Origin of the sequence: Streptomyces xanthophaeus (assembly GCF_000725805.1) — a bacterium.
Classification (GTDB): Bacteria; Actinomycetota; Actinomycetes; order Streptomycetales; family Streptomycetaceae; genus Streptomyces; species Streptomyces xanthophaeus.
Window position 1 is genome coordinate 63,416 of record NZ_KL647134.1, and the last position, 12,816, is coordinate 76,231.

General features: G+C 75.4%; 10 protein-coding genes. 4 read left to right on the top strand and 6 right to left on the bottom strand.

Annotated elements, in window-relative coordinates:
• Positions 1 to 103 precede the first annotated feature (103 nt).
• The 3 genes from IO30_RS0134805 to IO30_RS0134815 are packed head-to-tail and all read right to left on the bottom strand — an operon-like array spanning position 104 to position 2,937.
• The gene (locus IO30_RS0134805) at positions 104 to 1,015 is read right to left on the bottom strand and encodes a LysR family transcriptional regulator (RefSeq protein WP_031149838.1); all 912 of its coding nucleotides are present in this window, start codon (positions 1,013 to 1,015) and stop codon (positions 104 to 106) included.
• A 10-nt stretch (positions 1,016 to 1,025) separates the two neighbouring features.
• On the bottom strand, positions 1,026 to 1,946 hold the full coding sequence (locus IO30_RS0134810) for a DMT family transporter (RefSeq protein ID WP_051902806.1): 921 nt from the start codon (positions 1,944 to 1,946) through the stop codon (positions 1,026 to 1,028).
• Positions 1,947 to 1,995: 49 nt separating this feature from the next.
• Complete coding sequence (locus IO30_RS0134815; RefSeq protein ID WP_031149840.1) at positions 1,996 to 2,937, bottom strand: EamA family transporter; 942 nt, start codon at positions 2,935 to 2,937, stop codon at positions 1,996 to 1,998.
• Positions 2,938 to 3,103: 166 nt separating this feature from the next.
• Between IO30_RS0134815 and IO30_RS0134820 the strand changes: the two genes are divergently transcribed.
• Positions 3,104 to 3,655, top strand: a complete 552-nt coding sequence (locus IO30_RS0134820; protein WP_078904909.1) for a MarR family winged helix-turn-helix transcriptional regulator — start codon at positions 3,104 to 3,106, stop codon at positions 3,653 to 3,655.
• Positions 3,656 to 3,800: 145 nt separating this feature from the next.
• On the opposite strand, the gene IO30_RS0134825 is transcribed toward IO30_RS0134820, so the two are convergent.
• Positions 3,801 to 4,040 (bottom strand): hypothetical protein, encoded by a 240-nt coding sequence (locus IO30_RS0134825; protein ID WP_031149842.1) that lies wholly within the window; start codon positions 4,038 to 4,040, stop codon positions 3,801 to 3,803.
• A gap of 20 nt (positions 4,041 to 4,060) precedes the next feature.
• Positions 4,061 to 6,082, bottom strand: coding sequence for a 4-alpha-glucanotransferase (locus IO30_RS0134830; RefSeq protein WP_031149843.1), 2,022 nt, complete (start codon positions 6,080 to 6,082; stop codon positions 4,061 to 4,063).
• A gap of 253 nt (positions 6,083 to 6,335) precedes the next feature.
• Between IO30_RS0134830 and IO30_RS0134835 the strand changes: the two genes are divergently transcribed.
• A complete protein-coding gene (locus tag IO30_RS0134835; protein WP_031149844.1) occupies positions 6,336 to 9,326 on the top strand; it encodes a glycoside hydrolase family 84 protein in 2,991 nt (996 codons plus the stop codon).
• Positions 9,327 to 9,406: 80 nt separating this feature from the next.
• On the opposite strand, the gene IO30_RS0134840 is transcribed toward IO30_RS0134835, so the two are convergent.
• Complete coding sequence (locus IO30_RS0134840; protein ID WP_030710765.1) at positions 9,407 to 9,943, bottom strand: HNH endonuclease; 537 nt, start codon at positions 9,941 to 9,943, stop codon at positions 9,407 to 9,409.
• Positions 9,944 to 10,242: 299 nt separating this feature from the next.
• On the opposite strand from IO30_RS0134840, the gene IO30_RS0134845 reads away from it, so the two are divergent.
• Complete coding sequence (locus IO30_RS0134845) at positions 10,243 to 11,331, top strand: mechanosensitive ion channel family protein (protein ID WP_037896051.1); 1,089 nt, start codon at positions 10,243 to 10,245, stop codon at positions 11,329 to 11,331.
• Between the two features lie 160 nt (positions 11,332 to 11,491).
• The gene (locus tag IO30_RS0134850; RefSeq protein WP_031149846.1) at positions 11,492 to 12,772 is read left to right on the top strand and encodes an ROK family transcriptional regulator; all 1,281 of its coding nucleotides are present in this window, start codon (positions 11,492 to 11,494) and stop codon (positions 12,770 to 12,772) included.
• The last annotated feature ends 44 nt before the right edge of the window (positions 12,773 to 12,816 follow it).

The window sequence follows — 12,816 nt, forward strand, 5'->3', positions numbered from 1 at the left end:
GGGGCTGAGGCTTCGAGGCTGAGGCTTCGAGGCTGCGCCGAAGGCCCCCGCCGGAAGGACTGTCCTTCCGGCGGGGGCCTTCGCCGTTCCGTGCCCGCGCGGCCTACGGTCCCTGCCGCCGGGCGGCGGCCGCGTCCCGCAGCGCTGCCAGGACATGGGCCACCGCCGGGCCGGTCTCCGCGCCCCTGCGGACCGCGGCGACGACGTGGCGGGTGGGGCGGTCGTGCGTGAGGACCCGGACCGCCACGCCCGAGGCCCGGCTCGACACCATGCGGGGGACGAGGGCAACTCCCATGCCCGCCTCGACCATGGCCAGGATCGCGGTCCAGCCGGAGGCCGAGTGCGCCTGTTCCGGCACGAAGCCCGCCGCCTCGCAGGCGCCGCGGGCGATCTGCGACCAGGGGCCGCTGCCCCCGTAGATCCACGGGTCCCCGGAGAGGTCGGCGAGCCGCAGGGTCCGCGCGCCCGCCCGGGGGTGGTCCGGCGGCAGCGCCACGTCCAGGGGGTCCTCCAGCAGGGTGATCCGGGTGAAGCGGCCGTCCCGCGCGGTCGGCGCGTGGGCGGCCAGCGACAGGGCGAGGTCGACGACCCCGGCGGACAGCAGCTCGTAGGACTCGGCGGCCTCCGTCTCGCGGACCCGGACCTCCACCCGGGGGTGGGTCCGGCGCAGGGCCGCGACCGCCGGGACCACGAGGGCCGGCACCGCGGTGGAGAAGGCGCCGATGCGGACCTCGCCCGCGTCCCCGGCCAGGTATCCGGCCAGCTCCGCGTCGGCCCGTTCCAGCTGCGCGAAGACCGCCTCCGCGTGCCGCAGGACGAGGTGGGCGGCGTCGGTGAGGCGGACCCGGCGGCCCTGTGCCTCCAGCAGGACCACGCCGAGCTGCCGGGCGAGGTTCGTCAGCTGCTGCGAAACGGCCGAGGGCGTCATGTGCAGCGCCTCGGCCGTCGCGGTCACGGTGCCCTGTTCGGCGAGGGTCCGCAGGATCCGCAGCTTCTTGATGTCCCACTCGGTCATGGGACCGAACCTACCGCCGGGCACTTCCCAGCCCGACCCCGCCGAGGATCAGCGCCATGCACAGCAGCTGCGCCGGTCCCGTCCGCTCGCCGAGGAGCAGCAGGCCGAGCCCCGCCACGCAGACCGGCTGGAGGTAGTAGACGACTCCGGCGCGGGCCGCCCCGATGACCGAGACCGCCTTGTTCCAGGCGAAGAAGGCGACGGCCGAGGAGAACACCCCGACGTAGAGCAGCGGCCCGACGGTCCCCGTGGTGACCTCGAAGCCGCCCTGGACGGCGACGGAGACCGCGTAGGCGGGTGCCAGCATCAGCGCTCCGAGCACGAACGTGGTGATCAGGAAGGCCGGTCCGCCGAGTTCGGCGGGCTTGCGCTTGAGCAGGGCGCTGTACGTGGCGAAGGAGAGGGCCGCGCCGAACATCCACAGGTCGCCCGCGCCGAAGTCGAAGCCGAGGGAGCCGTCGCCGACCAGCAGCAGCACGCCGAGGGCGGCGAGCAGCAGCCCGAAGGTGCGGCGTGCGCCGAGGCGTTCACCGCCGAGGCGGGCGTAGAGGGCCATGACGACCGGCGAAGCAGCCATGATCATGCCCATGTTGGAGGCGGAGGTGGTCAGACCGGCCTGGTGGACGAGGGTGTTGTAGAGGGTGACGCCGAACAGCGTGGCGAGGGAGATGTAGCCCAGGTGGCGGCGGATCAGTGCCCGCTGCCGCCAGGCCCGGCGGGCGGCGAAGGGGGCGACCGCGAGGGTGGCGATGATCCAGCGCCAGAAGACGGCCTGGACGGGGGGCACGTGGTCGGCCATGCCCCGGGTGGCGACGAAGCTGCCGGACCACACGACCGTCGCGAGGAGGGCGAGGAGGACGCCGAGTCCGGCGGCCCCCTTCGTGCCCCGGGCCGTGGCCCTGTCGTGCGAAACGGTACGGACGCGGTCCATGACGGCCACTGTGTGTTTCCCCCTCGGGTCTGTTCGATCGGCGTGGGATCTACCGTCGCACCCGGCTATCGCTCAGGTCCATCGAAATGTTTCGATCATTCTCTTCAGTAGAACTGAACGGTTGTGCCGCCTTCGCGGTCCTGGCCGCGAACAGCTGGCCGACGACGGTGGCACCGAAGGCGATCGCCATGCCCGCCAGCTGCACCGGGGACAGCCCCTGCCCGAGGGCCGCCCAGCCGATGACGGCCGCGGTCAGCGGGGAGAGCGGGCCCAGCAGGGTGACCGAGGTGGCGGTGAGCTGCCCGATGCCGCGGAACCACAGCCAGTACGCGATCCCGGTGTTGATCAGCATCATGTAGCCGTAGCCGAGGAAGGCCTTGCCGTCGAGGGCGGGCGGCGCCCCTTCGACCAGGGCGGCGATCGGGATGATGACCAGCCCGCCCGCGGTCAGCTGCCAGCCGGTCACGGCCAGCGGTCCGACTCCCTCGGGGCGGCCCCAGCGCTTGGTCATGACCGTACCGGCCGCCATGGAGGCCGAGGAGACCACTCCGGCGATGACGCCGACCAGGTCGAGCTGCGCCTCGGCGGTGAGGACCACCATGCTGACGCCGAAGGCCCCGACGACGGCGGCGAGCACGGTGCGCAGGCTCGCCCGCTCCCCCAGGAGCAGGGCGGCGAGGCCGACGACGAACAGCGGTCCGGCGGCGCCCAGTACGGCCGCGACGCCGCCGGGCAGGCGGTAGGCGGAGAGGAAGAGCAGCGGGAAGAAGGCGCCGATGTTGAGGGTGCCGAGGACGGCGGACTTCCACCACCAGGAGCCCTTGGGCAGCGTGCGGGAGAGGGAGATCAGCAGCAGCCCGGCGGGCAGGGCGCGCATCGCCCCGGTGAACAGCGGCCGGTCGGGCGGCAGCAGTTCGGTGGCGACGGCGTAGGTCGAACCCCAGGAGATGGGGGCGAGCGCGGTCAGGGCGACGGTGGCGAGGCGCTTCATGACGGGTGACTCCTCGGGCAGATGAGGAAGACGGGCGGAAGGCGGCGGGTGGCGATCGCGACGCTTCCCCCCGAAGTAGCTTGCTCGAAAGTAGCTTACCGCTAAGCTACTTACCGTCAAGCAGCTTTCTTGCGAACGATCGAGTGGGAACCGGATACTTGCAGCCATGAGCGACGCCCCCGACAGCCCCGCCACCCCTGGCACCCCTGGCACCCCTGCCACCCCCGCCGCGAACGAGACCGACGCCGTCGACGCCATCACCGCGCAGTGGTACGCCGTACGCCCCGACCTGGAGACCGCGCCCATGGCCGTCTTCGGGCGCATCTACCGGATCTCACGGACCATGGGCGACGCCATGGAGGAGACGTACGGGCGCTACGGCATCTCCCGCGGCGAGTTCGACGTCGTCGCCACGCTGCGCCGCTCCGGCGCCCCGTACACGCTCTCGCCCCGCCAGCTGTCGGCCACGCTGATGCTCACCACGGGCGGCATGACGGGGCGTCTGGACAAGCTGGAGAAGGCCGGGCTGCTCTGCCGCAAGCCCGATCCGCACGACCGGCGCGCGCTCCAGGTGACGATCACCGACCGCGGCCTCGCGCTCATCGACGAGGCCGTCACCGCCGGCGTCGAGGTGCAGCGCGCCGCGCTCACCGGGCTCGACGAGGAGGAGGTCGAGCTCCTCACCGGCCTGCTCCGCAAGCTGCTGGCCGGGATCTGAGTCTGACCGCGGGGCCCGGCGGGGGGAGCCGGGCCGCCGTACAGCGGGCATGACGAGGCGCCGGGGGTCGTCACACCGCCGTACCCACGGCGGTGCGGACCCCCGGCGCCCGGGAAGTCTGTGGTCGGCCCTGGGGCCGGACCGGTCAGGCCTGCTTCTGCACCTTGTCCGACTTGTCGAGGACCATCACGAGGCCCGCGATGACCAGGAACAGCACGATCGGCGCGGCCACGAACAGGCCGAGCGTCTCGCCGATGCTCAGGCCCGGACCCGGGTCGTCACCGTCGTCGCGGGTCAGCGCGAGGGCGGGAGACGTCATCAGCAGCATCATCAGCGTCGTTCCGGCCGTAACGGCGCCGGCGCGCAGAGCGTTCTTCTTGTCCACGGTGCAAACGTAGCGAACACCTAATCGGAGCGCGCGCCCGGGGGTGCCGTACGGGGCCGCGCTCCGGCGCGCACCGCGCTCAGCAGGGCGTTCGCCCGGGGCGAGGCCGCCAGCGCCTCCAGGGTCAGCGGCCGTCCCTGGGCGTCGGCGACCGGCAGCCGCCAATTGGGGTACTGGTCCCAGGTCCCCGGCAGGTTCTGCGGCCGCCGGTCCCCGACCGCGTCCGGCAGCCACACGCCGACCAGCCGGGCGGGGGTGCGCAGCAGGAACCCGTACAGGGCCAGGACGGCGGCCTCCTCGCCCTTGGTGTCCAGGCCGAGTCCCTCCAGCACCTCCAGCCACTCGGAGGTGTCGGCGGCGTCCTGCTCCCGCTCCAGCTCCAGCGGGCGCGTCAGCAGGCCGAGCTCGTCCCGCAGTTCGACGTGGCCCCCGGCCAGTTTGGCGGCCGTGGGCGGCAGGTCGTGGGTGGTCGTGGTGGCCAGGCAGTCGGCCCGCCAGTCCTGCGGGGCGAGCGGCTTGCCGCCGCCCGCCCAGTCCCGCTCGAACCAGAGCACCGAGGTGCCGAGCACCCCGCGCCGGGCCAGCGCCTGGCGGACCCCCGGCTCCACCGTCCCGAGGTCCTCGCCGATCACCAGGGCCCCGGCCCGGTGGGCCTCCAGCACCAGGACCGCCAGCATCGCCTCGCCGTCGTAGCCCACGTAGGTGCCCTCGGCGGGCGGGGTCCCCTCCGGGATCCACCAGAGCCGGAACAGGCCCATGACGTGGTCGATGCGCAGGGCCCCCGCGTACCGGAACACCCCGCGCAGCAGGGCCTGGAAGGGGGCGTACCCGGTTTCGGCCAGCCGGTCCGGGCGCCACGGGGGCAGCCCCCAGTCCTGGCCGCGGGCGTTGAAGGCGTCGGGCGGGGCGCCCACGGAGACGTGCCGGGCGTGGAAGGGCCCTGTCAGGGAGTCGGATCCGTCCGGGTGCACCCCGACGGCGAGGTCGTGCACGATGCCCACGGACATGCCCGCCTCCCGGGCCTCCCGCTGGGCCGCGGCGAGCTGGGTGTCCGTCAGCCAGACCAGCCAGCGGTGGAAGTCGCCCCGCTCGCGCGGCTCCTGTCCCGCCGCGGACGCGCACCAGGCGGCGTGCCGGTCCAGTGCCGGGCCCTGCTCCTCCCGGAACCGTGCGTAGGCGGCGGCGCGCTGCGGGGTGCGCGGGACCTCGTACAGCAGTTCCAGGGCCTGGCGCTTGAGGTCCCAGACGGCGTCCCGGTCGATCAGCGCGCCCTCGTGGAGGACCCGGCGGCTCAGTTCGCCGCCGCGCACCGCGAGGGCGGCGAGGGCCTCCTGGGCGGGGCAGTCGGCGTACTCGGGGAGGTCCTCGATCCGCAGGTGGACCGGATCGGGGAAGCGGCGCGAGGAGGGCCGGTACGGGGACGGGTCGGTCGGGGTCCCGGGCACGGCCGCGTGCAGCGGGTTGACCTGGATGAAGCCCGCGCCGTGGGTCCGGCCCGCCCAGCGGGCGAGCGCCGCGAGGTCCCCGAGGTCGCCCATGCCCCAGGAGCGCTCGGAGAGCAGGGAGTAGAGCTGGACGAGCAGCCCGTGGGCCCGTTCGGGCGCGGCCGGGGCCCGGTCCGGTGCGGCGACCAGGGTGGCCTCGGCGGTGCGGCCGTCGGGGAGGTCGGCGGTGATCCGGTGGATGCCCAGCGGCAGTTCCCCGGGCAGCGGTCCGTCCGGACCCGTCAGCCAGGCGGAGGCCTCCTGCGGCGCCCCCTCCGGTTCGAGGCGGATCCGGGTGCCGGGCGGCAGTCCGGCCAGCGCGGGCGGCGGCGGCCCGCCCGCCCAGTGCACCAGTACGGGCGGCAGGAGCCGGGCGGCCGCCTCCTCCTCGGCGGCCCGGCGGCGCGCCCGCACTTCCTCGGGGGAGCCGGCGGGTACGCCGATCAGCCCGAGCACGGCGGTGACCGTGGCCTGCGGCACCCGGACGGTGACGTCCGCCGCGGGCTGGTAGGCGGTGGCGATGCCGTGCAGGGCCGCGAGCCGGTCCAGGTCGTCCATGTGCGGGCACTCCTCCGTGCGTGAGGGCGGGTCGGGAAGCGGGGCGCGAACGGGAGTGCGCGAACGGGTGCGCAGGGGTGGGACACCGTGGCCGGCACCGCCGGTGGGACACCGCAGCCTTACCCACTGGGAGGGACCGCATTCCTGGCGTATCCCGGTCAGATCACCCAAGTGCGTTGACACCCCCACCGCACGGGTGGTGGGCTCTGGCGCATTCGTACGAGCGGGGTACGTCTCGGCACCGGGAGGCTCTGTGCAGCTCAGGGGCAGGCAGCGGACCACGGCCGCGGCCGTGGCCGTGATCGGGTCGCTTCTGGGCGGTGCCGTGGCCGCCGCTCCGCCCGGCGCCCTCGCCGCGCCGTCCGCACCGGCCGGGACGGCCGGCGCGGACGGCGACCCGGCCGGCGCCACCGCCGCCGGGCCCCTGTTGGACCCCGGTGCGGACACCCCGCGCGGCCCCGCCGAGGGGCCCGCCGTCTGGCCCCGGCCGCAGTCGATGACCGCCGATCCGGCGCGCGAGGTGCCGCTGGGCGCCGAGGCCGCTCTGGTGGCGCCGTCCGACGCCGATCCGTACGCCGTCCAGGTGGTCCGGGACGCCCTGCGCGGGGCGGGCGTGCGGACCCTGCACGAACCGGCCCCCGGGGAGCCGCTGCCCGCGCGCGGGGCCGTCGTAAGGCTCCAGGGGCCGGGCGCCGAGGAGGCGCTGCGGGCGCTGGGCGCGGCCGCGGCCGGTGACCTGCCGGGCGGGGGCTACCGGCTGGCCGTGGGTCCGTACGGCGGCCGGGACACGGTGGCCCTGTCCGGAGTCGGCGAGGACGGGCTGTTCCACGGGGCGCAGACCCTGCGTCAGCTGCTGGCCGCGGGCGGGGTGAAGCTGGCCGGGGTGCTGGTGCGGGACTGGCCCACGGCGCCCGTGCGCGGGATCGCCGAGGGCTTCTACGGGCAGCCGTGGAGCCTTCGGCAGCGGCTGGGGCAGCTGGACTTCATGGGCCGCACCAAGCAGAACCGGCTGCTGCTCGCCCCCGGCGACGACCCGTACCGCACGACGCGGTGGCGCGAGGACTACCCCGCAGAGCAGCAGGCGGAGTTCCGCGCGCTGGCCGAACGGGCCCGCGCCAACCGGGTCGTGCTGGGCTGGGCGGTCACCCCGGGGCAGTCGATGTGCCTGTCCTCGGCGGCCGACCGGACGGCGCTGGCGCGCAAGCTGGACGCGATGTGGGAGCTGGGCTTCCGGGCGTTCCAGGTGCAGTTCCAGGACGTCAGCTACTCGGAGTGGGGCTGCCGGGCGGACCGGGAGCGGTACGGGAAGGGGGCCGCGGCCGCCGCGAAGGCGCACGCGGAGGTGGCGGGGGAACTGGCGGCGCACCTGACCGCCCGGTATCCGGGGGCGGCCCCGCTGTCGCTGCTGCCGACCGAGTACTTCCAGGAGGGCGCGACGGACTACCGCACGGCCCTGGCGGGAGCGCTGGACCGGCGGGTGGAGGTCGCCTGGACGGGCGTGGGTGTGGTCCCGCGCACGATCACCGGGAAGGAACTGGCCGGGGCGCGCTCGGCGCTGGGCCATCCGCTGGTCACCATGGACAACTACCCGGTCAACGACTGGGATCCCGGCCGGATCTTCCTGGGCCCCTACACGGGCCGCGACCCGGCCGTCGCGGGCGGCTCGGCCGCACTGCTGGCCAATGCGATGCCGCAGGGCACGCTGTCGCGCATCCCGCTGTTCACGGCAGCGGACTACGCCTGGAACCCGCGCGGCTACCGGGCCGGCGAGTCCTGGGCCGCGGCGGTGCGCGAGCTCGCCGGCCCCGACCCTCGGACCCGCGAAGCGGTGGCGGCCCTGGCCGGGAACACCGCCTCCTCGGGCCTGAAGCAGGAGGAGTCGGCGTACCTGAGACCGCTGGTCGAGGAGTTCTGGCGGGCCCGCGCCGCGGGTGACCCGGACGCCGGGGCGGGGCTGCGCAGGGCGCTGACGGTGCTGCGCGAGGCCCCGGCCCGCCTGCCGGGCCTGGCCGAGGAGGCGGGTCCCTGGCTGGAGCACCTCGCCCGGCACGGCACGGCGGGCCTGCTGGCGCTGGACGTCCTGCAGGCCCAGGCCCGCGGCGACGGCACGGCGGCCTGGCAGTCGGCCCGGGAGCTGGCCGCCGCCCGCGCGGCCCTGACGCAGCCGGGCACCGCGCGGGTGGACCGGGCCGTCCTGGACCCCTTCCTGGAGCAGGCGGCGGCCGAGGCGGACGCCTGGACGGGGGCCGGGCGCCGCACCGGCGCGGTGGCCCGGGAACCGCAGGCCTGGACGGTACGGCTGGACACCGCGCACCCGCTGGCCGCGGTGACGGTGATGACGGACCCGCTCCCCGCGGGGGCGGCCGGTGCGGTGGTGGAGGCCCACGTGCCCGGCGAGGGCTGGCGCAGGCTCGCCGGGGCGGCGGCCTCCGGCTGGACCCAGGTGGACACGGCCGGGCTGCACGCGGACGCGGTCCGGCTGTCCTGGACGGGGGACGCCCCGGCGGTGCGGCACGTGGTGCCCTGGCTCGGCGACGGCCCGCACACCCGCTTCGAGCTGGCGGACGGAGCCGGGGCCGACGCCGAGATCGGCGGCGCCCCCCTGCGGGTGTCGGCGAGGCTGTCGGCACTGGGGGCCGGCGAGGTCCGCGGCCCGCTGTCGGCGCAGCCCCCGGCGGGCATCGAGGTGCGGCTGCCGCCGAGCGCCGTGGCCCCGCGCGGGGGGAACGTGTCGATCCCGGTGGAGGTCTCGGTCGCGGCGGGCACCGCGCCGGGCAGCTACCAGGTGCCGGTCAGCTTCAACGGGGAGTCGCGCTCGCTGACGGTGCGGGCGGTGGTCCGTACGGGCGGCCCCGACCTCCTGCGCACCGCGCGGGCCTCCTCCTCCGCGGACGAGACCCCGGCCTTCCCGGCCTCGGCCGCCGTGGACGGCTCCCCGGCCACCCGCTGGTCCTCGCCTCCCGTGGACGGGGCGTGGTGGCGGGCGGAACTGGCGGCCCCGGCCCGCATCGGGCTGCTGGAGCTGCACTGGCAGGACGCGTACCCCTCGGCGTACCGGGTGGAGACCTCGGCGGACGGGGTGACCTGGCGCAGCGCCGTCGGCGTCACGGCCTCGCGCGGCGGGCGCGCGTCCCTGCGCATGGACGCCCCGGGGACCCGGTTCGTCCGCGTGACCTGCGAGGAGCGGGCGACGCGCTACGGCTGCTCCCTCTGGTCGGCGCAGGCGTACGCGGTCGCGCCGTAGCCGCGGGGGCCGGTGGCGGGCGGCTGGGCAGGGTGGTCCGGTGCGGGCCCGCGGCCGGGAGCGGCGGCGGACCCGCGGGGTCAGGAGGCGGCGACCCCGATCCGTTCCAGTGCGTCCTCGGCCCCGTAGGGCTGGAGGTAGGGCATCCACCGGGGGTCCCGGTGGCCCGTGCCGATGATCCGCCAGGCCAGGCCCGAAGGCGGGGCCGGCTGGTGGCGCAGCCGCCAGCCCAGTTCCAGCAGGTGCCGGTCGGCCTTGACGTGGTTGCAGCGGCGGCACGCGGCGACGACGTTGTCCCAGGCGTGCTGGCCGCCCCGGCTGCGCGGGATGACGTGGTCGACGCTCGTGGCGACCGCGCCGCAGTACATGCAGCGGCCGCCGTCCCGGGCGAAGAGGGCGCGCCGGGTGAGTGGAACGGGCCCCCGGTAGGGGACCCGTACGAAGCGCTTGAGCCGGACCACGCTGGGAGCGGGGACGGCTCTCGTCGCGCTGTGCAGGTAGGCGCCGGATTCCTCGAGGGAGACCGCTTTGTTCTCCAGGACGAGGACGAGCGCGCGGCGGAGCGGTACGACGCCGAGGGGCTCGTACGACGCGTTGAGGACCAGGACGTGCGGCACGGACTGCCTCCTTGTACGCCGGCGGCGCGTGGCTCGCGCCGGGACGATCTGTCCTCCAGTCTCCCCTTACGGCTGGTCGAAGCGCCACCACGCGCCCGTAACGGGTCCGGGGTGTTTTCGCCCACACCTTGCGCAGCGGGGCGGAGGCCGTGCGCAGGTCGGCGGGCCGCGCACCGAACGGCGCACGACGAGGGCGGGATTGCCCCGTTAGTGTGGTTGGGCCTGCCCGCACTACCCCGGACTCGTCCGGGGGCACCCCCGGTTCCGCGGGCAGACCGCTACACCTGGAGGTTCCCGCCGTGCCCTGGCCCGCCGCCCGACTGCCCCTCGCAGCTGCCGACCCGGACGTGTCCACCACCCTCAAGGACACCCACGAGAGCGTCACCAACGCCGCGAGCTTCATCGAGGAGAACTGGGCCGCCTGGCTGGGCATCGGCCTGCGCATCCTGCTGATCGTCGTGATAGCGGCGGCGATGCGCTCGGTGGTCCGCAAGGCGCTGACCAAGCTCATAAACCGGATGAACTCCAGCGCCGAGGCGGTCGAGGGCACCGCGCTCGGCGGGCTGCTGGTCAATGCCGAGCGGCGCCGCCAGCGCTCGGAGGCGATCGGCTCGGTGCTCCGTTCGGTCGCGTCCTTCGTCATCCTCGGCACGGCCGCGCTGATGGTCCTGGCCGCGCTGAAGATCGATCTGGCCCCGCTGCTGGCGAGCGCCGGTGTGGCCGGTGTGGCCATCGGTTTCGGTGCGCGGAACCTGGTGACGGACTTCCTGTCCGGCGTCTTCATGATCATGGAGGACCAGTACGGGGTCGGCGACAAGATCGACGCCGGGGTGGCCTCCGGCGAGGTCGTCGAGGTCGGCCTGCGGGTGACCAAGCTGCGCGGGGACAACGGCGAGATCTGGTACGTGCGCAACGGCGAGATCAAGCGGATCGGGAACCTCAGCCAGGGCTGGGCGACGGCGGGCGTGGACGTCCAGGTCAAGCCGTCGGAGAGCCTGCCGCGCATCCGCGAGGTGGTCCAGTCGGTGGCCGACACCCTGGCCAAGGAGTCCCCGTGGGACGAGCGCCTGTGGGGCCCGGTGGAGGTGCTGGGGCTGGACGAGGTGCTGCTGGCCTCGATGACGGTGAAGGTGTCGGCGAAGACGATGCCGGGCCAGCAGTTCGCGGTGGAGCGGGAGCTGCGCTGGCGCATCAAGGAGGCGTTCGACGCCGCGGGCATCCAGATCATCGGCGGTCTGCCGGCCGCCGACGAGGCCGAGGAAGCCGCCGACCCCTCGGCGGCCGTCGCCGCGCCCTCGGCGCTGGCGAACCCGGCCTCCCCGCAGTCCCTGGCCACCGCCCCCATACCGCCGCAGGCGGCGCCCGGCGGCCCGCGGATCACCAAGTAGCCGAGCAGCCGGGCAACCCACGACCGCCCACCCAGCCGGACACCACTGCCCCCGCAGGCCTTTCTGCGGGGGCAGCGCCATTGACAGGGCAGGAAGGCCGATAGGAAACTTACTTAACAGTTGCTGAAGAGCAGCCGACGCGACGAGGGAGAAGCACCCCATGCCCGGCACCCCGCCCGCCCCCGGCACGCCCAGCCTGCTGCGCGTCATGAACGACCGCGCCGCCCTGGACCTGCTGCTGGAGCACGGACCGCTGTCCCGGACGACCATCGGCCGTCTCACCGGGCTCAGCAAGCCCACCGCCTCCCAGCTGCTCGCCCGCCTGGAGTCCGCCGGGCTCGTCGTCGCCACCGGTACCGACGAGGGCCGCCCGGGCCCCAGCGCCCAGCTGTACGCGGTCAACGCCCGCGCCGCGCACGTCGGCGGGCTCGACGTCACCCCGCAGGGGATCATTGCGGCCGTCGCCGACCTGACGGGCCGGGTGGTCGGCCGCTTCGAGCTGCCCGCCGCCGCGGGCGCCCCCGCCGTCGACCAGGTCACCGAGGCCCTCGCCGGAGCCGTCAAGGCCGCCGGGCTCCACCGGGACGACCTGCACCGCCTCGTCATCGCCACCCCCGGCGCCTTCGACCCGCAGACCGGCCGGCTGCGCTACGCCGGCCACCTCCCGGGCTGGCAGTCCCCCACCCTCCTCGACGACCTGGCCGCGGCCCTGCCGATGCCGGTGGAGTACGAGAACGACGTCAACCTCGCCGCCGTCGCCGAGCAGCGGCTCGGCGCGGCCCGCGGACACCAGGACTTCGTCCTGCTGTGGAACGAGGACGGCCTCGGCGCCGCCCTGGTGCTCGGCGGCCGGCTGCACCGCGGCTGGACCGGCGGCGCGGGCGAGGTCGGCTTCCTCCCCGTACCCGGCCATCCCCTGGTCCGTCAGGTCGAGCGCGCCAACACCGGCGGCTACCAGGAACTGGCCGGCGTGCAGGTGCTGCCGCGGCTCGCCGCCGAGCTGGGCATCGCAGCCGCAGAGCAGCGGCCCGCGCCCGGCGGCCCGGACGCACAGGACGCCCCGGACGCCCCCGACGCCCCGGACGCGCCCCGGGTCGGGCACGGGCCGCAGGTGGCCGCCGCCGTCGCCCTGCTGGAACGGGCCGCCGCCGCGCCCGAAGGGCCGTACCTGCGGTTCCTCCAGTCGTACGCCACCGCGCTCGCCACCGGTCTCGCCTCGCTGGTCGCCGTACTCGACCCGGAGATCGTGGTCCTGTCCGGCGCCGCCGTCACCGCGGGCGGCGACCCGCTGCGCACCCTGCTGGAGGACGAGCTCGGCGAGCTGGCCCCCTCCCGGCCCCGGCTGGTCACCGGCGAGGTGCGCGAACGGCCCGTGCTGCGCGGTGCGCTGGAGAGCGCCCTGGCCGCCACCCGCGACGAAGTCTTCGACACCTCCCGCTGACCCCCTCCCGCTGACCACCTCCCGGTCCCCCGCCCCCGCATCCG

Bases quoted from the DNA above. Each gene is read 5' to 3' on its own strand.
- IO30_RS0134805 (WP_031149838.1), bottom strand. From the start codon at position 1,015: ATGACCGAGTGGGACATCAAGAAGCTGCGGATCCTGCGGACCCTCGCC.
- IO30_RS0134850 (WP_031149846.1), top strand. From the start codon at position 11,492: ATGCCCGGCACCCCGCCCGCCCCCGGCACGCCCAGCCTGCTGCGCGTC.
- IO30_RS0134810 (WP_051902806.1), bottom strand. From the start codon at position 1,946: ATGGACCGCGTCCGTACCGTTTCGCACGACAGGGCCACGGCCCGGGGC.
- IO30_RS0134815 (WP_031149840.1), bottom strand. From the start codon at position 2,937: ATGAAGCGCCTCGCCACCGTCGCCCTGACCGCGCTCGCCCCCATCTCC.
- IO30_RS0134820 (WP_078904909.1), top strand. From the start codon at position 3,104: ATGAGCGACGCCCCCGACAGCCCCGCCACCCCTGGCACCCCTGGCACC.
- IO30_RS0134830 (WP_031149843.1), bottom strand. From the start codon at position 6,082: ATGGACGACCTGGACCGGCTCGCGGCCCTGCACGGCATCGCCACCGCC.